We start from the raw sequence: 26,062 nt of genomic DNA on the forward strand, positions 1-26,062 counted from the left end.
TGTTTCCTCTGTACCCGGCGAAAAGCCGGTCTCAACTCTCGAAGGTCGTGCCGGCATCCGTTGCGGCGGCGCGAGCGGCAGCAAGGGTTGCGATGGCCGTGTCCTGGATGCCCGTGCCGGTAAGATCCGCCACGGTGATCTGCTCGGGGCCGGTGCGGCCCGGTTTGCGCCCGGCGATGATCTCGCCGAGTTCGGGAAAAAGGGTGCCCTCCGTCACCAGGCCAGCCTCGATCGCGTGGTGCAGTTCGCCGAGCCGACGCGTCTGCCTGAGACTGTCGGCGACGTAGAGGCCGGCGCCGGTGATGATGGCCGGCGCGATCTCGTTCTTGTGTTCGGCATCCGAGCCCATCGCCGTGACGTGCTGGCCGGGCTGCAGCCATTCAGCCTGGAGGATAGGCGTTTCGGAGGGCGTGGTTGTAACAACGATGTCGGCGCCATCGACAGCCGCCCGCCCATCGGTTTCCGCCCGCACAGGGAAGCCAAGTTTCAGCGTCAGGTCCGCCGCCGCCGTCTCGGCCTTTGCCAACTCCCGCGCCCATATGCGCGCCTCGCGGATCGGGCGAACAAGGCTCAGGGCTTCGAGTTGCAGTTTCGCCTGCATGCCGGCGCCGAAAATGACGGCGACCGCGGCATCGGGGCGCGAAAGATATCGGGCGGCGACTGCGCCGGCGGCGGCGGTGCGCACATCGGTCAGATACCCGTTGTCGAGCAGCACGGCTTGCACGAGGCCGGTCCTGGTCGAGAACAGTACCATCAGTCCGTTGGTGCTTGGCAGACCGATCTTCGGATTGTCGAAGAAGCCGGGGCTGATCTTGATGGCAAAACCGTCAAGACCCGGCACATAGGCCGTCTTCACATCCACCTCGGCGCGCTGCTCGGGCATGTCGAGCCGCAGAATCGGCGGCATGACGACGGCTTTGGTGGCGAGTGCGTGGAAGGCGTCTTCCACGCAGGCGATCGCCTCGATGTCGAGTGGAACGATGCGGCGCAATTCCGCTTCGGTGAGTATCTTCATCTTCGTCATGCCGCGTCCTCCGCAAACGGATCGGCCTTGCCATTAATGACCCGCTGATGCAGGCCCATATCCACATTGCGGCCTGACAGGATGATGGCCACCGGGCCGTCCAGCCTGCCGAGCCGTCCGGAGAGCAGCGCCGCAATCCCGACCGCACCTGCCCCTTCAACCACCTCGCGCTCCTCGGCATAGGCATGCCGCATGCCGGCGGCGATTTCGGCCTCCGAAAGCAGGATCACGTCGTCGAGTAAGTCCCGGCACATCGTAAAGGTCACGGCATTGTCGAGGCCAATGCCGCCGCCGAGTGAATCCGCAAGGCTCGCCACTTCATCCACTTGCACCGGCCGCCCCGCGTCAAGGCTCGCTTTCATCGCCGCACCGCGATCCATGGTGAGGCCGATCACCCGCGTCTTCGCCGACCGGCCCTTCACCGCCGCGGCGACACCCGCAGCCAGCCCGCCGCCGGAAAGCGGCACCAGCACGACTGCTGCATCCGGCATGGCCTCGATGATCTCCAGCCCCAATGTGCCCTGCCCCGCCACCACGGCGGGGCTATCAAAAGGCGGCACCATGACCAGACCCTCTGCGGCGACCAGACGCTCCACCTCGTCCTGCGCCTCGTCCTGCGATTTGCCGATGATGCGCACAGTCGCGCCGAGCCTGCGGATTTCCGCCACCTTGTTCTCCGGCACGAGCCGGGACATGCAGATCGTCGCGCTCGAACCTTCCGCCTTGGCGGCATGGGAAAGTGCACGACCATGATTGCCCGTCGAGGCGGCGACGACACCTCTCGCCCGCGCTTCCGGCGAAAGCGAAAGCACGGCGTTCATTGCGCCGCGCAGCTTGAAGCTGCCGGTCGTCTGGTGGTGCTCTAGCTTTAGGCCGACCGGCACACCGCAGCGCTCGGTGAGTGAAGCCGACAGGACGAAGGGCGTGCGCAAGATGCGACCCTCGATACGCCGGGAAGCCTGCTCGATATCCGCCAATGTCACGGGATGGTTTTCATGTGCCATGACTTACCGACCCGAATAGGAGAGTGTCATGAGCCGACCAAGCTCCGGTCGTGCGGCTTCATCACCACAAAGGCGCAGGCAGGCCCAGGCCGTAGCCAGATTGCTGGTGACGACCGGCTTGCCGATGGCGGCTTCGATCTCGGCCGCGACGCCGGCCGCACGCACGGCCGTGCACGAAATGAAGAGCGCGTCGCTATCGGGCGCCGTCGCTTCCTTTGCGAAGGCGACGATTTCGGCGGGGGAAATACGCGCCATCTCCCGATCATCGGTGAGCCCCAGGCAGGTGAAGCGGGCGATGTCAAAGCCGAGCGCCAGGAAATAATCGGCCATCGGCCGGCTGGTTTCGAGCGTATAGGGCGTGAGCACGGAAATACGCCTGGCGCCGAGCGCCTTCAGGCCGGAAGCCGAGGCCGCGGTGGGCGTGACGACGGTGGCCGTCGGCTTGGCAGCCCTCACCGCCGCCTTCACCTGCGTATCGCCGATGACGACCGAGGCGGAGGTGCAGGAATACATCACCACGTCGAGCGGTTCATCCGGCAGGATGAGGGCCGCACCCGCCGTCAGCGACGGCTGCATGGCGCGCAGGTTCTCCGGCGTCACCGGATTGGCATAGGGGATGCGGGTCGAATAGACGCCGATGCGGTCGCTTCCGACCATGCGTTGGAAATCGACTTCCGTCGTGTGATCGGTCGCAAGGATGATCAGGCCGACGCGTTTGGTCAGCGGGCGATCGTCGAGTTTTGGCGCACGAGAGGCGAGCGTGAGATCAAGTGTGCGCATCAGCGTTCCTCCACACGGGCATAGCGCTCTTCCAGCCAGCGCAGGAAGACGACGGAGATCAGGCTCATGATCAGGAAGAACACCCCGACCATCGTCATCGGTTCGATATAGCGGTAGCTGCTGTTGGCGACGCTTTTCGCCTGGTTCATCAGTTCGAGCACCGTGATGGCGGAGAGCAGCGGCGTCTCCTTGAACATGGCGATCAGATAGTTGGCGAGCGCCGGGATCATCGGCGGTATCGCCTGCGGCAGGATGACATGGATCCAGGTCTGTCGGCTGGAGAGGTTCGTCGCCTTCGCCGCCTCCCACTGGCCGCGCGGCACGTTCTCGATGCCGGCGCGGTAGACTTCCGCCGCATAGGTACCGTAGTGCAGACCAAGGCCGATGACACCCGCCAGCAGCGCCGGCAGGCGAATGCCGATATCCGGCAGCACGAAGAAGATGAAATAGAGCTGCACCAACAGCGGCGTACCGCGGATGAACTCGACGATGAAGCCGGTGACCTTGGCGATCGGCTTCGGCGCGGTCATGCGCAGGATCGCGAAGACGAGGCCCACGACGGCGGCAACCGTAGCGCCAAGCACGGTCGCGAGAATGGTGATCTTCAACCCCTCGAGGAGGGTCGGCATGATTTCCCAGACGAATTTCCAGTCCCATTCCATCGTCAGGTCCTCACACCATCGAGGCCGCGGGTGACGCGCCGTTCCAGCCAGCGCATGCCGGTGGAAATCGCCAGCGCCATCAGGAAGTAGAGCACGAGGATCGTCGCAAAGGGGATGAGCGTGCTGCCGGTCTGCGCGCGCACAACCTGCGCCTGGAACGTCATGTCTGTAAGCGAGATCAACGAGACGACGGCCGTGCCCTTCAGAAGCTCGATCGCATTGTTGCAGAAGGTCGGCAGCATCAACGGCAGGGCCTGTGGCAGAATGATATGGCGCATCGCCTGGCCGCGGGTCAGGTTGAGGGCAATACAGGCTTCGCGCTGTTCGCGGCCGATCGCCTTGACAGCGCCCCGCACGACCTCCGCGCCGTAGGCGCCAACGTTCAGGCCAAGTGCCAGGACACCGGCCTGGAGCGGCGAAAGTGTAACGCCGGCAAACGGCAGCACGAAATAGACCCAGAACAGCTGGACGAAAATCGAGGTGCCGCGGAAGAACTCGATATAGGTGGTGGCGAGGACGCGCACCGCCATGAAGCGGCTGACGCGGCCGAGCCCCGCAAGGAACGCCATGATGACGGCAAGCACCGAGCCCATGACGGTGAGCTGAAGCGTCACCAGCGCGCCTTGCAGGATCAGCCCTATGTAGCCGGACCAGTCGGTCATGATGTGCCCAACCAAATTGATGACAACGGGGCGACACCCCTCATCCGCCTGCCGGCACCTTCTCCCCGTAAACGGGGCGAAGGGCGAACAGGCACCGGATTCCCGCCCATCCAGGTAATCGGCGATGGGAAACCTGAGCCACAGCCCCCTTCTCTCCGTTTACGGGGAGAAGGTCGCGGCAGCGGGATGAGGGGCAAATCCACCATGTTTACTGCGCCGCGCAGAGTTTATCGCGGTTGGTCGACATCGCGGCTGCGGCGGAGAAGCCGTAGGGCTCGATGAGCTTGGCGAACTCGCCGGATTCCTTCAGCTTGGCCAACTCGACGTCGAAGGCGTCGCGCAGTGCCTCCTCGCCCTTCCTGAAGGCCGCACCGTCGCAATAGACCGGCGCGCCCTCGACCGGGGCCACAACCTCGACATTCGGATCTTTCGCCTTGGAGACGAGGTCGTTGATGGAAAGCACCGGCAGCGAATAGACGTCGATGCGACCGTCCTGCAGCATCTTCAGACCGCTCTGGCCATCCGGCACGACAATGACACGGTCGCGCGGCACGCCGGCTTCGAGCGCCAGCTTCTCTTCCGTGCCGCCGCCCGGCGCGCCGATCTTGGCGTCCGGATTGTCGGCGATGTCCTTGTAGCTCTTCAGCTTGAGCGGGTTGCCCTTCTTCAATGCGAAGGCTTCGGCGTCGCAAAGGATCGGCTGAGAATAGGCGACGGCGGCGCAACGCTCCGGCTTCATGAAGAGGCCGGCGGTGATGACGTCGTGGCGGCCGGCCTGGAGGCCCGGGATCATCGCGCCATATTCCGAGATCGACGCCACGATGTCGGCAACGCCGAGGCGCTTGAAGACTTCGCGCGCAACATCCGGTGCCGCGCCGGAAACCTTGCCGTCAGCAGCAACCGCCGTGAAGGGCGGCTCGTTGGCGATGGCCACGCGGGCGAAGCCCTGCTCCTTCAATTCTGCGAGCTTGCCGTCATCGGCCGAAGCCGGCGTGGCGGCGACGATTGCCATCAGCGCGCTGGCACCCGCGGCCATGGTCCAAAAATATCTGCTCTTCATTGTTCCGAACTCCTCTGGTTGTTGCTTGGAGCAATTCTCTTGAGGTGCCTTGGCCCTCAGACGCGGTGCCCTGCCGCGATGATCTTGCGCAGGAATGTCTGCGTGCGCTCCTGCCTGGGATTGCGGAAAATCTCGTCCGGCTTCCCTTCTTCGACGATCTTGCCGCGGTCGAAGAAAAGAATGCGGTCGGCAAAGTCATGGGCAAAACCCATCTCATGCGTGACGAGCAGCATCGTCATGTCGGTCTCGGCGGCGAGCTTGCGCATGACGTTCAACACCTCCTCGACCAGTTCCGGGTCGAGCGCCGAGGTGACTTCGTCGAACAGCATGATCTTCGGCGAGAGCGCGAGGGCGCGGGCGATGGCAACACGCTGCTTCTGTCCGCCGGACAATTGCGCGGGCATGCTCTTCGCCTTGTCCGCGAGGCCCACCATGTCGAGAAGCTCCATCGCCCGCTTCTCCGCCGCTGCCCGCGCGACGCCCTTGGTCAGCATCGGCGCGAGCGTGACATTGTCGAGAACGCATTTGTGCGGAAAGAGATTGAAGTGCTGGAAGACCATGCCGATCTTTTCACGCATCCGGTGCAGGTGGCGGTCATCCGCCGGCACGAGGCTGCCGTTCTTCGGCATATGGTAGAGCTGATCGCCCTCGACCTCGATATGCCCGCCGCTGATCGTCTCCAGCGTCATCAGGATGCGCAGGATCGTCGTCTTGCCGGAGCCGGAAGGGCCGATAAGCGCGAGCTTCTCGCCCGGCAGCACCTCCATCGACAACCCGTCGAGCACGGTCAAGGGACCGTAGCGCTTGGTGATGTTGTCGATGCGGATGATGGGTGCGGCCATGCATGTCTCTCCCTGTCGGGACAAGTGATGGCCTAACGATGCGTGGCGATACAAATCATGTCAATCCGAATAATAATCTCATGACAATTATTGTTTCGGCGCCTATTCGACGGGCAATTGCCTCAAATCGCGAGCAGCAAGGCTTCCGGATTTCCGCTGGCCAGTGAAGCCAGAATGCCGAGGCCGGTGCGAAGTTCCTGCTCGGTGGTCGAGCCCAGCGAGATGCGAACGGCCGGGTGCCAGTGCTGATCGCAGGTGCGGAAGGAGGATCCGGGGGCAATCGCCACACCGCGCAGGCGGGCTTGGGAGACAAACCCTTCCTCGGTGTGCCCCTCCGGCAGCGGCAGCCAGACATGCAGGCTCTGCGGATGGGAATGGTAGGGCAGACCGGCAAAGGCCTCTTCGGCAATGGCATGGCGAACGCCAAGCGCCCGGCGCTGCCAGTTGACCAGTTCCATCGCCGTACCGTCGCTGACCCAGCGGGTGGCGATCTCGGCAATCGACGGTGTCGCCATCCAGTTGGAGACGAGGTGGCGATTGGCGACGGCGGCGATATAGCGGTCGGGGGCCGCAAGGTAGCCGATGCGCAGGCCCGGGACGGTGATCTTGGTGAAACTGGTGATGTAGAGCGTGCGCTCCGGCGCATAGGCCGCAAGCGGCGGGGGCCGGCCCTCGACCAGCGGCCCGAGAATATCGTTTTCGATGATCGCGATGTCGTGGCGCCGTGCGACACCCACAAGCGCCTGGCGGCGTTCGGCACTCATCAGCGTGGCCGTGGGGTTGATGACGGACGGCTGCAGGAAAACCGCGCGGATCACGCCTTTGCGGCAGGCGTCGTCCAGCGCCTCCGGGATCATGCCGTCGTGATCGATCGGCAGACCTTCGAGGTGCAGGCCCAGATAAGTGGAGAGTGGTACCAGCGTGTGGTGACTGATTGCTTCCGTCGCAACTGTCGCGCCGGGTGGTGCCACACTCATCAAGGCCACCGTCATGCCCGAGGTCGCGCCATTGGTGAGGTTGATGTTGAGCGGTGAAATATCGAGGCCGCAGCGTGCCAGCCATTCGGCGGCTACGGCGCGGTGACGCGGGAACACCATGTTCGGCCGGAAGGAAAGCGCCGAACTCGACGGCAGGTTTTCCGCAAGCCAGCCGAAGGCCTCGCGCATGCGCTCCAGATGAAGCTGCTCGCAGACGGGTTTCAGGATCGACAGATCGACCAGTTCGCCAAGCCGCTCCGGCAGGTAGGGCGGCTCCGGTTCCTTCGGCCGGGTCTGTACGAAGGAGCCGCGGCCGACCTCGCCGGAGATGAGGCCGCGGCGGATCAACTCGTCATAGGCGCGACTGACGGTCTGCACGGAGAGTTTCAGGTCGTCGGCGAGCTTGCGGTGTGGCAGAAGGCGTGTACCGTTCGGCAGCAGCCCTTCCTGGATGGCGCGGGCGATCTGCTCGGCAAGAGAGAGATAGGCCGGCCGGCGCAATTGGGATATATCGGGACGCCAACTTGTCATGATTTCAACAGTGCTCAAATTCAGTTCAATTGACAACGCCAAAATGCCTTTCCATTGTCTTTTTCTCAGCTTTGACATGATACCCGCCCGGAGGGCGACCGCATGAAACTCGACGCCATTGACCTGCGCATCCTGGAGGCGATCCAGGAGAACGGGCGTATCACCAAGCTGGCGCTGGCGGAGAAGGCAGGCCTTTCCCCCACCCCCTGCTGGCTGCGTCTGCGCAAGCTGGAGAAGGCCGGCATCATTTCGGGCTATCATGCACGGGTCGCCGTGCGCCGCGTGGCGCCCGTCGCCAGCGTCATGATGGAAGTCACGCTCGCCAACCATCGCCAGGCGGATTTCGACCGTTTCGAACGCGCGGTGGCGACGACGCCGGAGATCGTCGCCTGCTGGTCGGTCGGCGGCGGCGTCGATTACATCCTGAAGATCATGGCGGCGGATATCGACGCCTATCAGCGGCTCGTCGACAGCCTGCTTGACCGTGAACTCGGCATCGATCGTTACTTCACCTACATCGTCACCAAGACGGTGAAGGAGGAAACCGTCCTGCCGCTGACGACGCTGCTTCCCGCCTCCGAGTGAGGCTTTCGTAGAGAGATTGTCTACGGAGGGTCGCAGATTTGGCCAAAGTCTCTGCGTCTCGCCCCGGCAATAGACAATCTGCCGCCCGGCCTCTGGCAGACTCCTTCGCACCCAGCCAGAGGAGGCCGCCATGACTGCCGTATTTGCCCGGACGACATTCCACGACGCGCTTGCCCGCCTCGCCGACCCGCACCTGTTGCGCGAGCTTTCCTATGTCGGCGGCCGCTGGGTGGCCGGCCGCGACGGCAACAGTTTTAGCGTGACCGACCCTGCCTCCGGCGCACCGCTCGCCTGGGTCGCATCTCTCGATGCGGAGCAGACGACGGACGCCGTTTCTGCCGCCGCCACTGCCTTTCCGGCCTGGCGGGACCTGCTGCCGCAGCAGCGCGCGGCCATCCTTCGCAAATGGCACGGGCTGATCCTCGACGCGCGCGAAGACCTCGCGCTGCTGATGACGCTCGAACAGGGCAAACCACTCGCCGAATCCCGCGGCGAGATCGACTATGCCACCTCCTTCATCGAGTGGTATGCCGAGGAGGGCAAACGCCTCAACGCCGAAAGCGTGACCAGTCACCTGCCCGGTGCCGAGATGATCGTGCGCCGCGAGGCGCTCGGCGTCGTCGGCATCGTCACGCCATGGAATTTCCCCTGCGCCATGATCACCCGCAAGGCCGCAGCGGCCCTTGCGGCCGGCTGCACGGTGGTCGCGCATCCATCCAGCGAGACGCCGCTTTCTGCGCTGGCTCTGGCCGAACTCGGCGAGCGGGCCGGCGTGCCGGCCGGCGTCTTCAACGTGGTGACGGGCGACGCCGCAACCATCGTCGGCCGCATGAACGCCGATGCACGCATCCGGGCGATGAGCTTCACTGGCTCAACAGAGATCGGCAAGCTAATCGCCGGTCAGTGTGCGCCCACCATGAAGCGGCTGGTGATGGAACTCGGCGGCCACGCGCCGCTGATCGTCTTTGCCGATGCCGATATCGACAAGGCGGCCGACATTGCGATCAACGCCAAGTTCGCCACCTCCGGTCAGGACTGCCTGGCCGCAAACCGCATCTATATCGAACGCCCCGTGCTTGCCGCCTTCACAAAGGCCTTCAAGGCGCGCATCAAGGCCCTGAAAGTCGGCGGCGGACTTGAAGCCGACGTGGAGATCGGCCCGTTGATGCACGAGCGGGCGATTGCCAAGGTTGAGGAGCAGGTCGCCGACGCCCTGAAGCACGGCGCGACGCTGTTGACCGGCGGCAAACGTCATAAGGCGGGTCCGCTGTTCTACGAGCCGACGCTGTTGACGGATGTCTCCGACAATACGCTGATCATGCGCGAAGAAACCTTCGGCCCGGTCGCCGCCGTCACTGTTTTCGACAGCGAGGCGGAGGTCGTCAAGCGCGCCAACGATACCGAATACGGCCTCGTCGCCTATGTCGTCACCGAAAACGGCGCCCGCCAGATGCGCCTTGCCCGCGCGCTGGAATACGGCATGGTGGCGGTCAACCGCGTCAAGATCACCGGCGGGCCGATCCCCTTTGGCGGCTGGAAACAGTCGGGCCTCGGCCGCGAGGGTTCACGCCACGGCATGGAGGCCTTTACCGAACTCAAATATCTCTGCATCGACACGGCCGCCTGATCCCGGGCGCCGAACTATACTGAAAGGAAAGACCATGCTCGACGGAAATAATGAACTGACCGCCTGGGACCGCGATCACTTCTTCCACCCTTCGACCCATATGGGCATGCACGCCCGCGGCGAGACGCCGACGCGTGTCATAGCAGGCGGCGAAGGCGTCTACATTACCGACACCAACGGCAAGACGAGCCTCGATGCCTTTGCCGGCCTCTATTGCGTGAACGTCGGCTATGGCCGCCAGAAGATCGCCGATGCGATCGCCGAGCAGGCCAAGAACCTCGCCTATTACCACGCCTATGTCGGCCACGGCACGGAAGCCTCGATCACGCTGTCCAAGATGATCATCGACCGCGCGCCGGAGGGCATGAGCCGCGTCTATTTCGGTCTTTCCGGCTCGGATGCCAACGAGACCAACATCAAGCTGATCTGGTACTACAACAACATTCTCGGCCGGCCGGAGAAGAAGAAGATCATCTCGCGTTGGCGCGGTTATCACGGCTCCGGCGTCATGACCGGCTCGCTGACCGGCCTTGCCCTCTTCCACAATGCCTTCGACCTGCCGCGTGCGCCGATCCTGCACACGGAGGCGCCCTACTTCTTCCGCCGGCCGGATCGCTCCATGGACGAGGAACAGTTCTCGCAATATTGCGCCGACAAGCTGGAGGAGATGATCCTCGCCGAAGGTCCGGACACGGTTGCTGCCTTCATCGGCGAGCCGATCCTCGGCACCGGCGGCATCGTGCCGCCGCCGAAGGGCTATTGGCAGAAGATCCAGGCCGTGCTCGACAAATACGACATCCTGCTCATTGCCGACGAGGTCGTCACCGGCTTTGGCCGTCTCGGCACGATGTTCGGCTCCGACCATTACGGCATGAAGCCGGCCCTCATCACCATCGCCAAGGGCCTCACCTCGGCCTACGCGCCGCTCTCCGGCACCATCGTCTCGGACAAGATGTGGGAAGTTCTGGTCGAGGGTTCGGATGAACTCGGCGCCATCGGCCATGGCTGGACCTACTCCTCGCACCCGATCTGCGCTGCTGCCGGCGTTGCCAATCTGGAACTCATCGACGAACTCGGCCTCGTCGAAAACGCCGGCTCTACCGGTGCTTACTTCCGCACGGAACTGGCGAAAGCCGTCGGCGATCACAAGCATGTCGGCGAAGTGCGTGGCGATGGCCTGATGGCGGCGATTGAATTCGTCGAGGACAAGGACGACCGCGTCTTCTTCGATCCGTCGAAAAAGGTCGGCCCACAGGTTTCCGCCGCCCTTCTGGAACGCGGCGTCATCGGCCGCGCCATGCCGCAAGGCGATATTCTGGGCTTTGCGCCGCCGCTGTGCCTGACGCGGGAGGAAGCGGATATCGTCGTGAAGGCAGCGGCCGATGCCGTAAAATCCGTTCTCGGCTGAACCGGCTTGAAATGGGCGGGGCAGCGGCTAGGCTGTCCCGTCCCCTCCATTGAACCGAAGCTCAAGATTGCCATGACATCCGCGAACGATCGTATCCTCGACGCAGTCGATCAGCATTTCGACGATCAGGTCCGCTTCCTCGAAACGCTGGTGCGGTTCAAGTCGCTGCGCAACGAGGAATCGGCGGCCCAGGATTTCATCGAGGCGGCGCTGAAACAGCGCGGTTTCATCACCAGCCGTTTCCGCACCGATGCCTCGAAAATCGGCCAGCACCCGGCCTTTTCACCGGCCACGGTGGACTACGACGCGAGTTGGAACGTCGTCGGCAGCAAGCCTGCTGAGGGCGGCGGACGGTCCCTCGCCTTCAATTCCCATGTCGATATCGTTCCCGCCGGAAGCAGCCAGCGCTGGACCTCCCCACCCTTCGAACCCGTCCGCGATGGCGACTGGCTTTACGGCCGTGGAGCCGGCGACATGAAGGCCGGCCTCGTCGCCTCGATCTTCGCGCTCGACGCGATCGCCGCAGCCGGCCTGTCGCTGCGCGGTCATGTTCAGATACAGTCGGTCGTGGAAGAGGAAATCACCGGTAACGGTGCTGCAACGGCGTTTGCCCTCGGTTTTACCGCCGACGCGATCGTCAGCCCCGAGCCGACCGATGAACAGCTCGTGCGCGCCAATGCCGGCGTGCTGAAATTCAGGCTGGAAACCAAGGGCCGCCCGGCCCATCCACGCGAGCCGGAATCCGGCCAGAGCGCCATCGACCTGATGGTCCGCCTGATCGGCCATCTCAGGACCCTGGAGCAGCAATGGATCGCCGAGCGGCAAGGCAAGCGTTGGTTCAAGGACCTTGCAAATCCCGTCGCGCTGACGATCGGCACCATCGCCGGCGGCGACTGGATCGCCTCGATCCCCAGCGACTGCACCGCCGAAGGCCGGATCGGCTTCTACCCGGGCGAGAACCCGAAGGCCCGCGCGACCGAATTCGAGGCTTTCGTGGAGCGGGTCCAGGCCGAGGACCCCGTCTTTGCTGGCGGGCAGCACGTGACACTCACCTGGGTCGGCGTGATGCATGCCGGTTACGAACTCCCGGAGGACACGGCAGCCGAGGCGAGCCTGCGCAGCGCCCATGCCGCCACCCATGCGGGCGAAGATCTGAACGCCTACGTCATGGCCTGCTATCTCGATGCCGCCGTGTTCTCGGTACACGGCAACATCCCCGCGCTGGTCTATGGCCCCATTGCCGAAAACATTCACGGCATCGACGAGCGCGTCAGCCTTTCCTCCCTGCGGCGCGTCACAAAGACACTCGCGCTCTTCGCCGTAGATTGGTGCGGGGTCCGGGACACCTGACATAGCGCCCTATCGGGGCACTTGGTAGGCGCCGCGCTTCTTCGCGGCACTCTTTTAAAGGCGGTCGGTGCTCGCGATGCTCTGCCCGCAAGGCCTGCGAGATCGACCGCTTCTTCCGTGTGCCCGGTCGCCCGCGCAGACCGCGAGGATGCATCCGCAACGGGAAAATGTGACCCGGCCGGGCAAAGTCCGATGGCGTGGGTGGGACCTCAACCTCGACGTCAACACCAAGGGCGGCTTTCTCTGCTGCCAAGAAGCCATCCGCCACTTTCGCCAGATCACCTCAAGCGCTCCCTATCTGTTTTTTGAGGTTAGCGCTTCACGGGAATTTAACGCGCGGGGAGTACAAGGTCACTATATTGACGACATCTATGAACGGTGGCGCATCGTGCGGCCTCCGAAAAATAAAGTAGATATTCATGGCCAGCATTACGGAGTTTCGCGCCTACACCAACACGGCGGCGCGGCGGAACACTTTCTATAATTATTGCACCACCCGATACGTCCAGGACCAGGCGGTCTTCTTCCTGCTTGTCGATGCCTTCAAGGCGGAGAAGCGCAAGCGCCAAGCCGTGTTCCTCAACGACTGGTTCATCAAGGGCAACATTCCCGACGAATACACCCAGAACGGATATCTCGGCATCGTCAACATCTCTTCCGGGTTGCAGGGCACCGTCAGCACGAACGCCACATCCGCGGTGTCCGCAGTCGGGCGCAACTTTGCGGACAAGATGAACAACCACGGCGGCGGGGTGAGCGGCTTCTTCGGCGCGCTCAAGCAGAAGCTGGGCGACACCACGGTCAGCGACACCCTCTTCGACGCCGCTCAAGCGCAGGTCGTGAGCATGCTGGACGACAACGGGCGGCATGGTTTCGGCGGCGTCGGTGGTGCCGGCGCGACCTACAAGCCCGACGGCGTCTACCAACCTGTCGGCGCGTTTTCCCAGCAGGTCATCCGGTTTCGAAAGGACCTGAAGGTTGGCGGTTTCGACCCGGACAAGCTCGGGATCTTCTGAAGCATCGGGCTGCCGCCCGCCCGGGAAAACCCGTAGGCCGGCATCGAACAATCATCGGGCGCCGGAGAGCAGCTTTTCCATCTTGGCAAGCAACCGCGGTAGATCTATCGGCTTGGTATCGAAGTCGTCGCAGCCCGCCTCCCGCGCGCGCGCCTCATCGACGCTCATGGCATGCGCCGTAAGCGCGATGATCGGCAGTTGCGTGCCGGCCGGGCCATTGCGAATGCGGCGCGTCGCCTCGCAGCCATCGATGCCGGGCAGGCCGATATCCATCAGCACGAGGTCCGGTCCGTCCGTTTCCGCCCGCACGATCGCCTCCTCGCCATCGATTGCCAGAATGACCTCGTAGCCCTTGCGCTCGAGCCGCCTCGACAGCATGTCGCGGTTCATTTCATTGTCTTCGACCAGCAATATCTTCGTCATCTCATGAAGTCCCAGTGCCAACCGTCCCCCCGCCCGGGCCGCGCGAGACGAGCACGTCGCGAAGCGCCTGGGTGAGCTCGACATGCGCGCCCTTGCCCTTGCCTATGATCTGCGTCGCCCGGGCGCTGAGCAGTTCGCGCTCGGCATTGGAAAGATGCTTGGCGGTGACCACGAGAACCGGAACCGCGTTCCATTCCTCCCGCTCGCGCAAGGCGGCGAGAAACTCGAAACCGTTCATCTCCGGCATCTGCAAATCCAGTAGGATGGCGATCGGCGGCGTATTGGCGGCAAGCCATGCCATGCCCTGGCGCCCGTTCTCCGTCAACGCGACGCTGCTTCCGAGCCGCTCGACGGTGCGCTGCATGAGAAGCCGCGTCGCCGCATCGTCCTCGACGACGAGCACCGTGCCGCCCTGGCCGCCACCGGTGAGCCTTGCGATGAAATCGGCGAGTTCCCCACGATCGACCGGCTTAGTCAGCATGGCGGCCGCGCCCAGCGTGAAGCCGAGCGCCTTCTCATTGCTGATGCTGACGATGATAACGGGGATCGAGGCAAGCTCCGGATCGGATTTGAGCGCCACGAGCACCGACCAGCCGTCCATCTGCGGCATCAGGATATCGAGCGTGATGGCGGCGGGGCGGTGTTTGCGCGCCATCTCCAGCGCCTGCTCGCCGGCTCCGGCATAGATGATCCGGTATCCTTCGCGCTTCAGGTGCGATCCGATGATGTTCAGCGACGCCTCGTCATCATCGACGACGAGCACGCAGGGCCGTTCCGTTACCGCCGGCTTCGACGACGACGGGTCGTCGCCCTCGCCGGTCTCCTCGGCCCGCGCCGTCTCGTCCGGATCGGGCAGGACGAAGATGAAACGTGATCCCTCGCCCGGCTTGCTTTCCACCGTCAGGTCGCCGCCGAGCATCTGCGCGAAGCTGCGGCTGATCGCCAGCCCGAGGCCGGTACCGCCGAACTTGCGCGATGTCGAGCTATCACCTTGCGAAAACGCCTGGAACAGCCGGCCGAGCTGTTCCTCGTTCATGCCGATGCCGCTATCGGCAACGGTCATCACCACCAGGCGATCCGCGCCCTTGCCCTGCCGCTCGACGGTCAGCGACACCGTTCCCTTTTCGGTGAACTTGCAGGCATTGCTCAGGAGATTGAGCAGGGCCTGCTTGACCTTGGTGACATCGGTCTCGATCGTGCCGATATCGGCCGGGCAGTTCAAGACGAGACTGTTGTCGTTCTTGGCGGCAAGCGGGCGGATCAGCGCCGCGACATCGCTTGCCAGCGCCCCGATGTCGAACCGCTCCCTGTAGACCTCCATGCGGCCGGCCTCGATCTTCGACAGGTCGAGAATGCCGTTGATGAGGCCGAGCAGATGATTGCCGGCGCTCTCGATCTTCTTGAGGTCAGGCAGGGATTCTGTCTGGCCAGTATCTTCGGCATCCTCCTGCAGGATCTGCGCATAGCCGATGATGGCGTTGAGCGGCGTGCGCAGCTCATGGCTCATATTGGCGAGGAATTCGGACTTCACCTGCGTCGCGCGCTGCGCCTCGTCGCGCGCAAGCTCCAGTTCCTTCTGGCGTTGGCGCAGCTCCGTGATGTCGACATAGACGATGGTGAAGCCGCCCTCATGCGTGCGGCGCTCGCTGATCTGCATCCAGCGGCCGTCCTTGAGCGGCGTGACGCGTGGAGCGCTGTTGCCGTGCGAGGCAATCCTTGCAGCGACCCATTCGTCGAGCGGCTGGTCGAGCTCGACGACATGACGCCCGCCTGCCTCGATCACGTCGTGGAAGGTCGAGGTGCCGGCAACCATCTCCTCGTGGGCGGGGTGGATCTCGCGAAAACGCTGGTTGGTGATGAGCAGCCGTTCATCGGGGCCGTAGAGTGTGAACCCTTCGGCGATACTTTCGATCGCATCGACGAGGGTTTTGCGCTGATGCTCCGCCTCCCGGGTCAGGCGCTCGCGCTCCCCCTGGCTTTCCTTCAGGAGTTGCAGGGCCTCGCTCACCCGGCCGAGCTCGCCGCCGCCGACTTCCGGCACGACGACGTTGGCATCGCCGGCAGTCAGGCCACGCACGGCGGAAACGATCTCGCCGAGCGGCTTCAGGATCGAGCCGAGGATGATGACCGTCAGCAGGGTGCCGATGACGACCGCGGCAACCGACAGCAGCGACGCGACATTGGACGCTTGTTCGAACTGGCGCAGGATGTTTGCCCGTGCGGTCTGGGCTTGACCGGCAAGCTCGCTCTGGAGCGTTGCCAGTTTCTCCTCCGCACTGATGCCATAGCGCCGCGCTTCGGCAAAACGTGTGTTGCCGATAACCCGCTGGTCGTTCGTGTAGGCATCCACCGCCTGGACGGCGAGCGCATCGAAACGGTCGGTCTCGGCCCGGATCGCCGCAGCCTCGGCGGGGCGATGTTCGGCAAGCCTGTCGAGCCGCTCGCCAAGGCGCGTGCGCGCCTCTTCGGCACGGGTCTCGGCAAGCGTCAACAGGCTGACGGCAAGGTCTGTCTGCCAGTACCGCAGGCTGTTGAAGGCGGTGCGCACATCGTCGGAAAGCGCGATGATCTCCGCGACGCGGGTGGCTTCATCCCCCGATTCAAGGGCCTTTGACAGCTCGCCCCGGGTATAGAGGCTGCTGCCGATGGTCGCGATGAGCAGCACCGCCGCAAGAATGATCAGCCGCACCCGGATCGACAGGTGCCTGAGCGAGAAGACCGACGCCGTTGCACCACTCATTGCGGAATGAGCCCGATGCTGATCACGCCGCCGAGATCGCCCTCATGCGCGCCCTCCTTCGGGTAGCCGGTAATGTCGAGTTCCCCGGCCGGATCGCCGTGACAGGTTAGACAGGAGGGCACGTAATATTCGGGCACCATGATGCGCGCCCTCTCCTTGCCACCCTCGGAAACCATGGCCGAGTAGATCTGGCCCTTCGGCCAGTCGGCGGCCTCGAGATAGTCGCGGATCGCCGCCGCCTCGAAGGTGTCCGGCCGCGCCTTGCGGTTGCGGATCAGCACGGGCGGCGCGGTGAACTTCATGCTCGCCTCCTCGCCGACGCGGGCCTCGAAAGCCTCGGCGACCAGGCGCGTGAAAGTCGCGGGGATGAAGCCCTTGAAGCCCTCGCCCTTGGCGTTGATCGTCGGCTGGTTGGCGTCCATCACCTCGACCACGGCGTCCATCTGCGCCTGGATCAGCCGCCCCTCGTAGGAGGCCGGATCGATGGTGTTCGGGTCCCGGCCGGTGGCCTGCCTGTAATTCGCGACGGCCTTTTCCAGCACGGCAGCGCCCGTCAGGCCCTTGTCGCCGAGTGCTGGATCATTGATCCGGTCCTGGTTGGCGGAAATGACTGCGCGGGCGGATTGCAGCATGGTCGCGAGGCTGCGCGCGATTGCGAGATCGGCAGGCGCCGCCTCCGCAGCGGCGGCACCAGATGCGAGGAGCGGGAGAACCAGCAGAGCGGCCAGGCCGCATTTCATGAACGGGTTGATGACCAATCCTCCTCCGCATGCAACACGCCGACACTACGATGAAGGGAAGATAGCGGAATTCTCTCTACCGGCAATCGGCAAATCCGCTGGAAGTCTCCCATCGGCGCGGGCCAGATGGCCGCGCAAACACAACTGCGTGAACGGGACTGCGGGAAAAGGTCGGCTCAGAAGCGGATTTCGAGCAGGGAAAAGTCGTCCGGCAGAGGGCCGTCCCCGTTGAACGACCGGACCCAGGCAAGGACGCCCTGCGGTCCGCACCTCTCCGCCTCCGCGTGATCGGCCAGCGCCTCGACGCTCAGCATCTCATCATCAGGGCCATTCACCTCAAATGTTCCGTCGCTGATGACGAGCAGCCGGTCGCCGGCTGCAACATGGGTCACGCTGCTTTCGTAATCCATTTCCGGCAGCGCCCCGATCGCGATGCCGCCGACGGTGATGAGAAGCTCGCGGGATGGCGTGCCCTCCGGGTGGTTTTCACCGCGCAGCAGGATCGACGGCGGATGGCCACCGGTCGCATAGCGCAGTTCGCCGGTGCTCGCCTTGTAGACGCCATACCAGATGGTGAAGAACATGTTGTTCTGCTTTTCCATCGGAAACGTGTCGTTCAAGGCCTTCAGGACCGTCGAAGGGTCGCGGAAATCGGCGTTTGCCAGCGCAGACGCGCGCAAAACGTTGATGACCGTGACGGACAGCAAGGCAGCGCCGACGCCGTGGCCGCAGACATCGAGCAGGTAGATGGCGAAATGATCGTCGTCGATCTGGTGGTAGCCGAAGGAATCTCCGCCGAGCTCGGTGGAGGGCACCAGCAGCCAGTCGGTTGCCGGAGACGCGGTGCGTTTGTCGGGCAGGATGGAAAAGACGTAGCGACCGGCATCGCTCAGCTCGTCGTCAAGCCGTGCCTGCGTGCGCTCCAGAAGGATGTTCTGGTCGGCCAGCTGATCTTCCACCGCCTCGCCGTGCTCGATCATCGCTTCGTAGAGAAGCTTCAGATCTTCGTACTCTGCCTCCAGTTGTGCGAAATCGATGCGCAGCTGCGCAAGCTCCGCAGCATCGCCAATTGCTGGGGATGAGGAAGAAACGACGGGCGAATTTGACGAATCATTCATGATTGTATGGAAAACTTCCGCATGGGTTCGGAGGGGACGGCGCAACCACCGATATTATGTCGAGCGCGCCGCTCTCCGCTGGCAGCATCTGCACCGCCGGCACTTCGGACATTACATAGTTTAGGAATTTCCCGAAAGATAGATAAGCGCGCGGTGGCACCTCCCGCTTACGAAATCGCGAGGCTAGGGCGAATGAATCTGGGAGCAGTGCAGAAGGACGCGGATAACCACCCGCTGCTTCTCGAATTCGACATGGACATAAGCGGCTTTACGTCCAACTGGGCCTATTGCGACCGGCTGTCGACCTATTTCGCGCGAATGATCAGTCACAACCGCAGCGACTCTCTGCTCTATTCCAACCTGTTCTCCTCGGCATTGAACGAATTGCTGGAAACGGTATACCGCCTTCACAAGCCGTCCGGCAGCTTCGTCTGTTCGGTCACGCGCTCAGGCGCCAGCGACCGCATCGCGCTCACCATCCCGGTCGACGCGGAAGCGGCAGGCTTCTACCGGGAGGCCGTCGCCATCCTCAACGAAGGCGACGTCGCAGCCCGCTATCACAAGGCGCTTTTTGCTGAAGGCCCCTTGCAGCAGAACATCGGACTGCTTGAACTCGCCGTCGATTATGCAGCACGTTTTTCCATTGAACCCGCCGACGGAGATGCCATCCGTCTCGTCGCCGAACTCACGCTCGAGGCACCTGCCGCATGATCGCCGAACCGCTTGTCCAGACCTACAAGGTCACCTTTGACGAAAACAATCAGGAATTCGCGCTCTCCGGCGCGATGCGCCCGCAGCGCGATACCGAGATGGCGGATTGCGTACACCTCCTGGAAAAATCGGTAGCTTCGATCCGCGGGACCTTCTACGTCAACGTCAAGCGCCTCGTACGCCTGAACAATGTGGCGTTCCACGTGCTTGCCGGCGCGCTTTTGAAGGCGGCTGAGGAGCGGCCCGACATCCGGATCGCCATCGTCACGTCGAGCGTGATCGGCTGGTCAACGAAGAAATTCGGCGCGCTGACCGCCAAGAACGCGCGGATCGTCGTCGAGGAGTATGACAGCGAATTCTATCCCGGCCAGGCCTTCCTGGAAGAAGGCGGTTTCGTGCCGGTGCTGCGCACGCAGACGAAGCTCACCTGGAAACACGAGCGCGCCATTCTGCCGCGCCACGGGCTCGAGCCCGGCATGACGATGGCCGACATCTGCTGCGGCATCGGCGACTTCGCGGTGCTGGTTGCCAAGGAGTTCTCTCCTTCGCGCATCGTGGCGCTCGACCACTCTAAATCGAGCCTTGCCTATGCACGCCAGGTCGCCAGCGAGTTCCAGATAGGCGGCATCGAATATATCTACGGCGACGCCGCCGAGATGCTGCTCGAGGATGGTCAGTTCGACTTCGTCTCCTGCCGCCATGCACTTCAGATCTTCAACAAGCCGGAAATGATCGTCAACGAGCTCGTGCGCATCTGCAAGCCAGGCGGCCGCGTCTACGTTACCAACGAGAAGATTTCCCAATGCCTCGGAGAGCCGCGCGGCCCGAGCATCGAATGGACCTACGAGCAACTGTCGAAGCTTTTCGCGGATTTCGACATGGATCTGGAGTTCGGCCCGAAGAGCTATCAGGCGCTGCAGCGTGCCGGGCTGGAAGACATTCGCATCGAGAGCTTCATGGTGACCAACCGTGACGGCGATCCGCAGGCCTTTGCCGACATGATCATGGCATGGGAAGAAATGTTTGCGGGCGGCATGTCCGAGCGGCGCGGTGATGACGCAGCCTTCGTTGAAAAATTCCGCCGAGGCTTCGAAGATCATATCGCCGCAGCCCTGCATCCGGGCGGTTATGCCGGCTGGCCGGTATGGGTGGCTTCGGGACGCAAGCCCCGATGAGTGACGTTGCAGAAACGCGGCCCTCGCGCTGGGGGTTCTCGCTGACCTCGTTCCGGGCCAAATTCGTGCTCGTCGTTGGCGGTGCGGTGCTGGTGGATCTGCTGTTGGCGGGCGGCATCGCGTTGTGGAACGTGAACCGTCTCTCCACCAATGCCATGCAGGAAGTTGGCCTCGGCCTCGAAAAGGCGAACATCGAATACCTGCAGAACTACATCGAGACGACGGTCGAGCGCACCGACCTGCTGCTCGATCGCTATCATTCTGAAGTCAACGGCCTTGCGGGGTCGATGCAGACCCTCATCGACAATCCGGGCCTCTACGACAAGCTCGGCACGGAACTTGCCGGCGACAGCAAGCTGACGACGCCTCTGACCTACAACCAGGCTGGAAACTGGTGGCAGAATCAGCCGGGCGAAGCCTCGGCCGTCACGGTCTGGGGCTATCTGCTCGACGAGAACAAGCAGCCGACGCCGGCGGCGCTGAAGACCGTGCGCGACAGCGCCGCCTTCGACCTGTTCGGACCGAGCATGCTCGAGGCCGGCCCGCCGAAGCTGCAAATGTACTATATCGGCCCGCGCGAAAACCCGATCCTGCGCTCGACGCCCTATAACGATCAGGGTTCCGTTTTCGACAAGGTCTATCCCGGCCATAACGAAACGAATTGGTGGGACTTCTACTTCCCCGGCCTCTACGAGACCTGGCAATCCTGGCTCGCCAAGCCCTCGGAGCGGCCGGTCGATAGCGCCATCACCATGCTGTCGCCCTATCTTGACGGCATCACGGGCAAGATCATCGTCAGCTTCTTCCAGCCGCTGCACACGCCCGATCGCAAGGACTTGAACGGCATCGTCGGTGTCGACCTGACGCTCGACCAGCTGGCCGACATCGTCAAGAGCGTGAAGATTGCCGAGACCGGCTTCGCCTTCCTCTCCATGTCGAACGGCAATGTGCTCGCCGTCACGGAAGACGGCGAGAAGACGCTCGGCGTCAAGATCAACAACGAAGGCGGCTTCGACCGGCGGCTGGCGCATAGCGGTCAGGCGGCGATCGCCTCGCTCGCCATGCCGTCGAACAAGGATACCGTCCTCACCACCCTGACGCTTACGGAGAACGGCGAGGACGTGCCCTACGTCGTGCTCTTGAAGCAGCTCGACGCGACGAACCTCTATACCGGCAAGGTGCCGGTGACGCGCGAGGTCATGTCGCTCGGATTCATGGTGCCCGAACGGGAAATCTACGCCTCGCTGATTGCTGCGCGGGACGGCATCTCGGCAGAGACGCGTCAGGTCGTGACCTGGCAGATCGGCACCATCATCGTTTCACTGCTGGTCGTTCTTACCGCCGTCTTCGCCATCTCCGGCCGCATCACTGCCGGGCTGCGAGCGCTTGCCGACGCGGCACGGCGCCTTCAGGAAAAGGACTATTCCGTGCGTGTCGCCATTCCGGCCCGCGACGAGGTAGCCGCGGTCGGCCTCGCCTTCAACCGCATGGCGGAAGAAATCAGCTATCACACGGAGAACCTCGAAAACCTCGTGGCTGAGCGTACGCGCGCGCTCGAAACCGCAAACGAGGAAATCAACGGGCTGAATGCGAAGCTCAAGAGTGAAAACCTGCGTCTCGGCGCCGAACTCGACGTGGCGCGGCATATCCAGATGATGGTGCTGCCGAGACGCGACGAACTCGACGAGATCAAGGGCATCGACGTCTCCGGCTACATGGAGCCGGCTGACGAGGTGGGCGGCGACTATTTCGACGTCCTGCATGACGACCGGCGCTTGAAGGTCGGCATCGGCGACGTCACCGGACACGGCCTTGAAAGCGGCGTGCTCATGCTGATGGTGCAGTCCGTCGCGCGCGGCTTGCAGGAACAGGGAGACGAAAATCCTTGCGACTTCCTGGAAGTCCTCAACCGCGCGGTCTTCAAGAACATCCAGCGCACCAAGACGGACAAGCATCTGTCGCTTGCCTTCCTCGACTACGCAGACCGCAAGATCACGCTCTCCGGCCAGCATGAAGAAGTGCTCGTGCTGCGCGACAACGACGATGTCGAACGGATCGACACGATGGATCTCGGTTTTCCGATCGGGCTTGAACGCGACATCGGCGCATTCATCGCAACGCACGAATTCCCCTTCGATACCGGCGATGTCATCGTCCTGCATACGGATGGTGTTACCGAGGCGGAGAGCCCCGGCGGCGAACTGTTCGGTTTCGACCGGCTGTGCGAGAGCGCCAAGAAATACCGCCGCAAGTCCGCCGACGAGATCAAGGACGGCATCATCGCCGATCTCATGGCGCATATCGACACACAGAAGATCCACGACGACATCACGCTCGTTGTCATGAAACACAGGTAACGCCATGGAAGCCACATTCGGACAGGTGGAATTCACCAACGGCGCCGGCGCGCTGAAAAACCGCATCCGTCTTGCCGACGGGCCGCTCGATCTGGCCTGGCAGCATTGCGGCGTGACATCGGAGTTCCTCGGTGACTTCTTCGCTCTGAAACGGGCGGGAGACGGCGGCGACTACAATGAGGCGCGCCACAGCATCGGCTATCTGACGAACGAGCTCCTCGAAAATGCGTTGAAGTTCCGCCACAGAGATGGCATCACCCTTGATGCGTCGCTCGACGGGGGCTGTTTCGAAATCCGCATCAGCAACCTGATCACTCAGGAGACGGCGAGCAAATTCCAGACGCTTCTTGCAGAGCTGACAACACGCGATCCGGGTGAGCTTCTCATCGAGCGCATCGAGGAAAATGCAGAGAACATGCATTCGAGCGGCTCGGGACTTGGCCTGCTCACGCTGATGAACGACTATGGCGCCCGTCTCGGCTGGCGTTTCCAACCGGCGACGGGGACCGATGCCATGCGCCTCGACACGTTTGCCGCACTCGACATCGTTTGAGACAGAAATTTACTGGGAGTGTATTGCTGAAAATGGAAATCAAAACAAACGACTATCGCGTCTGGAGCGAAGGTGCGGCGATCCACTACGAGGGCACTATGCGCCTCTCCGGCACGGAGGCCTACGCGCCTATCCTGGAGCTCATGCAACAGGTGCTGGCCGAGAAGCCGGAAACGATCACGCTCGATCTGTCCGGGCTCGAATTCCTGAACAGCTCCGGCATCAACCTGCTCGCGAAGTTCACCATCGACGTTCGCAAGCAGCAAGGCAGCAAGCTGCTGGTCAAGGGCAGCACGCAGATTCCGTGGCAGTCCAAGTCCCTGCCAAACCTCAAGAAACTGCATCCCGCCGTCGAGCTGGTGATCAGCTGATCGCAAACAGCCGCGCGACGTCGGCAGCCGCCGGACGGTGCGTGGCGTCTCCGATCCCGGTCCGCAGACAGCGGATCAGGACGGGATCGTCGCTTTCGAGCGACGTAGGTATTTCGAAGGCCGGCCTCTCGCCGGCCGTCCGTCGGCTCAAGACTTCCTCCGCATCGCCGGAATAGGGTTTTTGCCCCGTCAGCAAGAACAGGCCAAGCGCCGAGAGCGACCACATGTCGGCGGCCGGCCCGACTGGCCCGCCCAAAAGCTGCTCCGGCGCCATCCAGGCCGGTGTGCCGGAAAGCTCCTCGCGCTGCAGATCGTCCCCCGGGGTCCCGGCAATACCGAAATCGATGAGAACCGGCGTCTCTCCCCGAAACAGGATGTGCGCGGGCTTCACGTCGCGGTGAACCACGCCCCGTGCATGAACGAATGCCAGCGCGTCGGCGAGACGTAGTAGCAGCAGCCTTACAGCCACGGCGCTGCCATGTCGCACCGCAACCATCGGCTCCGAAAGCCCGTTGTCCAGCGCTTCGAAGGCGATCCAGTCGTCTCCCTCGGCGAGAAACCGCGGCAGTAAGGGATGTTGCAGGAGGCGCGCGAAACGTCTTTCCCGCTCGAAACGCCGCAGCGCCACCGCGTCGTGCACCGCAGTACCGGTCAAGCGCTTGACGACGACAGGTATCCCGGCCGCGATCTGCGACCGATAGACCAGGGCCGGGCCGCTCCCGCGGAGCACCTCGCCGACCGATGGGACGCCAAGCCCACTCATGGCGCTAGATCGCGCCGATCCGGCGCCACATCGGCAGGGCGGTGGCAAGGATCATCTCGACATTCTCCCGTATAATGCGGCGTGCTTCCGCCTCGTCCTCGATCGGGATGCCCTCGTTGCGCAGCTTGTCGCCCCGTTTCTCCAGGAGCACCTGGATCGCTGCCGTGATGGCATCAGCGTCCGGCGCGACGCCGGCGCAGAGCACCTCGTAGGCCAGCATTTCGAACAGGCGCACCGTGATACCGGAGCCGAGCCCGGCCGCCGCAAGCGCGCAGACGGCGCGCCCTTCGTCGGCGCAGATGCACAGATGTGCTTGATTGTAGTCCCGCACCGAGGCAATGCCCTCCTCTGTAACGGCGTTCGACAGCGCCATCGCCTGCCGGGAGCCGATCAGCATGCCCAGGATCTCTCGCTCCGTGGCAGTCGACCCGGCCGCCTCCGGCAGGCTCTTCAGCGCGCCGATCGTCATGGGCGTTTCGGCAAGCGCTGCGAGGGCGGGGCTGTAGAACGCCTCGTTGAGGGTCGCCTCACCGACCGGTACCTTTATCTCGAGCTTTATCGCCGATGGGGGAACGACGAGGCAGAGCTTGCGAGCGGCAAGCCGCTCTTCCAGCCGCCTGGGCGCGATCGGCCGGGGGCCGCGCATATAGATATCGCGCCGGAAGCTGCGGGCGAGGAAGAAATCACGCGCGGTTTCCGCATAGGCCGCGGGCAGGCCCTCGACGAGGCCGCGCTGTTCGCCGGTCATCGAAAGGTCCGGATAATTCTCGAAAAGATTGGCCGTGGCGACGAAGGACAGCTTTGCGTCCGCCAGTTCTTGAGCCACGTCGATCTGGTAGCAGGGCGCCCAATGGGCGTTCAGATATTCATGGCTAAGATAGGCAGTTCCCTCCGCCCGCTCCTTATCGAGCCGGTCGAGCAGCTCCGACGGGATCATGTCGGCGCCGGCTTTGGAAAAGGCACGCGCCATGTCGAGCGCACGCAGCACGCGCCGATCGCTGCGATCGTTATCGAGCGAAGCGAACAGGCTGACCAGCCTTTGCATCGGCGTGGTCGCCGTCCAACGCGGCAAGGCATTGTAGGTAACGTACAACAGCCCGCCGGGCTTCAGATGGCGGGAGGCGAAATCGACGATATAGCGGCGGTTCTCGCGGCTGACCCAGCTCCACACGCCATGCAACGCGATATAGTCGAACATCGGCAGGCCGGGCTGCCGGCCGCAGGCGATGTCCTCGAACGAAGCCTCCTCCAGGCGGATGTTGCCGACGCCACCGGCCTCGGCCAGAGCGCGGCCCCGTGCGATATGCGCCGGATTGAAATCGAAGCCCCAGACCGTGCTTTGCGGGTTGGCCGCGGCGATCGTCAGCGCCGTCTCGCCGACCCCGCAACCGAGTTCACAATAGGCAAATGCCTCTCCCTCCCCGACCGGCGGCTCCACGCCGCGCAGAAGGCAGGCGACGTCCAGATGCGCCGGCGTCTGTTCGACATAGAATCCGGGGAGATACTCGATGTCGGAGACATAGCCATTGGTCCAGTCGTTCATGGGGCAATCCTATGTTCGAGAAAATTCAGAAAAACTGTAA

At 63.4% G+C, this 26,062-nt stretch carries 24 protein-coding genes; 10 read left to right on the forward strand and 14 right to left on the reverse strand.

Translation table 11 applies throughout. The annotated features are described in order from the left end of the window. Positions 1 to 31: 31 nt before the first annotated feature. The 8 genes from eutC to ehuR all read right to left on the reverse strand — a co-directional run bounded on the left by eutC (position 32) and on the right by ehuR (position 7,542). A complete protein-coding gene (gene eutC, locus AC1RT2_RS22390) occupies positions 32 to 1,024 on the reverse strand; it encodes an ectoine utilization protein EutC (RefSeq protein WP_493105449.1) in 993 nt (330 codons plus the stop codon). After that, complete coding sequence (eutB, locus tag AC1RT2_RS22395; RefSeq protein ID WP_493105451.1) at positions 1,021 to 2,028, reverse strand: hydroxyectoine utilization dehydratase EutB; 1,008 nt, start codon at positions 2,026 to 2,028, stop codon at positions 1,021 to 1,023. The genes eutC and eutB overlap by 4 nt, the downstream gene beginning before the upstream one ends. A gap of 3 nt (positions 2,029 to 2,031) precedes the next feature. After that, on the reverse strand, positions 2,032 to 2,808 hold the full coding sequence (eutA, locus tag AC1RT2_RS22400) for an ectoine utilization protein EutA (protein WP_493105453.1): 777 nt from the start codon (positions 2,806 to 2,808) through the stop codon (positions 2,032 to 2,034). After that, positions 2,808 to 3,470 carry an ectoine/hydroxyectoine ABC transporter permease subunit EhuD gene (gene ehuD, locus AC1RT2_RS22405; RefSeq protein WP_493105455.1) on the reverse strand — a complete coding sequence of 221 codons (663 nt, stop codon included), beginning with the start codon at positions 3,468 to 3,470 and terminating at the stop codon, positions 2,808 to 2,810. The genes eutA and ehuD overlap by 1 nt, the downstream gene beginning before the upstream one ends. Before the next feature lie 2 nt (positions 3,471 to 3,472). After that, complete coding sequence (gene ehuC / locus AC1RT2_RS22410) at positions 3,473 to 4,132, reverse strand: ectoine/hydroxyectoine ABC transporter permease subunit EhuC (protein WP_493105457.1); 660 nt, start codon at positions 4,130 to 4,132, stop codon at positions 3,473 to 3,475. A gap of 208 nt (positions 4,133 to 4,340) precedes the next feature. Continuing rightward, entirely contained in the window at positions 4,341 to 5,192 is an 852-nt protein-coding gene (ehuB, locus tag AC1RT2_RS22415) for an ectoine/hydroxyectoine ABC transporter substrate-binding protein EhuB (RefSeq protein ID WP_493105459.1), read from the reverse strand. A 56-nt stretch (positions 5,193 to 5,248) separates the two neighbouring features. Beyond that, positions 5,249 to 6,034, reverse strand: coding sequence for an ectoine/hydroxyectoine ABC transporter ATP-binding protein EhuA (gene ehuA, locus AC1RT2_RS22420; protein ID WP_069063164.1), 786 nt, complete (start codon positions 6,032 to 6,034; stop codon positions 5,249 to 5,251). 122 nt (positions 6,035 to 6,156) lie between these two features. Next, the gene (ehuR, locus tag AC1RT2_RS22425; RefSeq protein ID WP_493105461.1) at positions 6,157 to 7,542 is read right to left on the reverse strand and encodes a MocR-like ectoine utilization transcription factor EhuR; all 1,386 of its coding nucleotides are present in this window, start codon (positions 7,540 to 7,542) and stop codon (positions 6,157 to 6,159) included. Between the two features lie 102 nt (positions 7,543 to 7,644). Here ehuR and AC1RT2_RS22430 point away from each other — a divergent pair, with 102 nt between their 5' ends. The 5 genes from AC1RT2_RS22430 (at position 7,645) to AC1RT2_RS22450 (ending at position 13,528) form a co-directional block, all read left to right on the forward strand. Further along, entirely contained in the window at positions 7,645 to 8,127 is a 483-nt protein-coding gene (locus AC1RT2_RS22430; protein WP_069063166.1) for an Lrp/AsnC family transcriptional regulator, read from the forward strand. A 130-nt stretch (positions 8,128 to 8,257) separates the two neighbouring features. Further along, entirely contained in the window at positions 8,258 to 9,754 is a 1,497-nt protein-coding gene (locus tag AC1RT2_RS22435; protein WP_493105463.1) for an NAD-dependent succinate-semialdehyde dehydrogenase, read from the forward strand. Between the two features lie 34 nt (positions 9,755 to 9,788). Further along, the gene (locus AC1RT2_RS22440) at positions 9,789 to 11,162 is read left to right on the forward strand and encodes an aspartate aminotransferase family protein (RefSeq protein WP_493105465.1); all 1,374 of its coding nucleotides are present in this window, start codon (positions 9,789 to 9,791) and stop codon (positions 11,160 to 11,162) included. Between the two features lie 72 nt (positions 11,163 to 11,234). Beyond that, complete coding sequence (locus AC1RT2_RS22445; RefSeq protein ID WP_493105467.1) at positions 11,235 to 12,512, forward strand: ArgE/DapE family deacylase; 1,278 nt, start codon at positions 11,235 to 11,237, stop codon at positions 12,510 to 12,512. 419 nt (positions 12,513 to 12,931) lie between these two features. Continuing rightward, positions 12,932 to 13,528 (forward strand): hypothetical protein, encoded by a 597-nt coding sequence (locus AC1RT2_RS22450; RefSeq protein WP_493105469.1) that lies wholly within the window; start codon positions 12,932 to 12,934, stop codon positions 13,526 to 13,528. A gap of 51 nt (positions 13,529 to 13,579) precedes the next feature. Here AC1RT2_RS22450 and AC1RT2_RS22455 read toward each other — a convergent pair whose 3' ends face one another. The 4 genes from AC1RT2_RS22455 to AC1RT2_RS22470 all read right to left on the reverse strand — a co-directional run bounded on the left by AC1RT2_RS22455 (position 13,580) and on the right by AC1RT2_RS22470 (position 18,549). After that, on the reverse strand, positions 13,580 to 13,951 hold the full coding sequence (locus tag AC1RT2_RS22455; RefSeq protein WP_493105471.1) for a response regulator: 372 nt from the start codon (positions 13,949 to 13,951) through the stop codon (positions 13,580 to 13,582). A gap of 1 nt (position 13,952) precedes the next feature. Continuing rightward, the gene (locus AC1RT2_RS22460) at positions 13,953 to 16,691 is read right to left on the reverse strand and encodes a response regulator (RefSeq protein ID WP_493105473.1); all 2,739 of its coding nucleotides are present in this window, start codon (positions 16,689 to 16,691) and stop codon (positions 13,953 to 13,955) included. Then, positions 16,688 to 17,449: a Tll0287-like domain-containing protein gene (locus AC1RT2_RS22465; RefSeq protein ID WP_493105475.1), complete on the reverse strand. Its 762-nt coding sequence runs from the start codon at positions 17,447 to 17,449 to the stop codon at positions 16,688 to 16,690. Before AC1RT2_RS22465 ends, AC1RT2_RS22460 begins: the two co-directional genes overlap by 4 nt. Positions 17,450 to 17,607: 158 nt before the next feature. Beyond that, positions 17,608 to 18,549, reverse strand: a complete 942-nt coding sequence (locus tag AC1RT2_RS22470) for a PP2C family protein-serine/threonine phosphatase (protein WP_493105477.1) — start codon at positions 18,547 to 18,549, stop codon at positions 17,608 to 17,610. A 192-nt stretch (positions 18,550 to 18,741) separates the two neighbouring features. On the opposite strand from AC1RT2_RS22470, the gene AC1RT2_RS22475 reads away from it, so the two are divergent. The 5 genes from AC1RT2_RS22475 to AC1RT2_RS22495 are packed head-to-tail and all read left to right on the forward strand — an operon-like array spanning position 18,742 to position 23,716. Then, positions 18,742 to 19,260: a ubiquinone biosynthesis methyltransferase UbiE gene (locus AC1RT2_RS22475; protein WP_493105479.1), complete on the forward strand. Its 519-nt coding sequence runs from the start codon at positions 18,742 to 18,744 to the stop codon at positions 19,258 to 19,260. Continuing rightward, positions 19,257 to 20,435, forward strand: coding sequence for a class I SAM-dependent methyltransferase (locus tag AC1RT2_RS22480; RefSeq protein ID WP_493105481.1), 1,179 nt, complete (start codon positions 19,257 to 19,259; stop codon positions 20,433 to 20,435). Before AC1RT2_RS22475 ends, AC1RT2_RS22480 begins: the two co-directional genes overlap by 4 nt. Beyond that, on the forward strand, positions 20,432 to 22,792 hold the full coding sequence (locus AC1RT2_RS22485; RefSeq protein ID WP_493105483.1) for a SpoIIE family protein phosphatase: 2,361 nt from the start codon (positions 20,432 to 20,434) through the stop codon (positions 22,790 to 22,792). The genes AC1RT2_RS22480 and AC1RT2_RS22485 overlap by 4 nt, the downstream gene beginning before the upstream one ends. Positions 22,793 to 22,796: 4 nt before the next feature. After that, complete coding sequence (locus tag AC1RT2_RS22490; protein ID WP_493105485.1) at positions 22,797 to 23,345, forward strand: slr1658 superfamily regulator; 549 nt, start codon at positions 22,797 to 22,799, stop codon at positions 23,343 to 23,345. A gap of 32 nt (positions 23,346 to 23,377) precedes the next feature. Beyond that, positions 23,378 to 23,716 carry a slr1659 superfamily regulator gene (locus tag AC1RT2_RS22495; RefSeq protein WP_493105487.1) on the forward strand — a complete coding sequence of 113 codons (339 nt, stop codon included), beginning with the start codon at positions 23,378 to 23,380 and terminating at the stop codon, positions 23,714 to 23,716. Here the strand turns inward: AC1RT2_RS22495 and AC1RT2_RS22500 are convergent. Both AC1RT2_RS22500 and AC1RT2_RS22505 read right to left on the reverse strand, forming a co-directional pair. Next, positions 23,709 to 24,479 carry a protein kinase domain-containing protein gene (locus AC1RT2_RS22500; protein WP_493105489.1) on the reverse strand — a complete coding sequence of 257 codons (771 nt, stop codon included), beginning with the start codon at positions 24,477 to 24,479 and terminating at the stop codon, positions 23,709 to 23,711. The genes AC1RT2_RS22495 and AC1RT2_RS22500 overlap by 8 nt on opposite strands. 4 nt (positions 24,480 to 24,483) lie before the next feature. After that, the gene (locus AC1RT2_RS22505; RefSeq protein ID WP_493105491.1) at positions 24,484 to 26,022 is read right to left on the reverse strand and encodes a class I SAM-dependent methyltransferase; all 1,539 of its coding nucleotides are present in this window, start codon (positions 26,020 to 26,022) and stop codon (positions 24,484 to 24,486) included. Positions 26,023 to 26,062: the final 40 nt, after the last annotated feature.

The organism is Shinella sp. GW821-FHT11G07, from assembly GCF_058808115.1.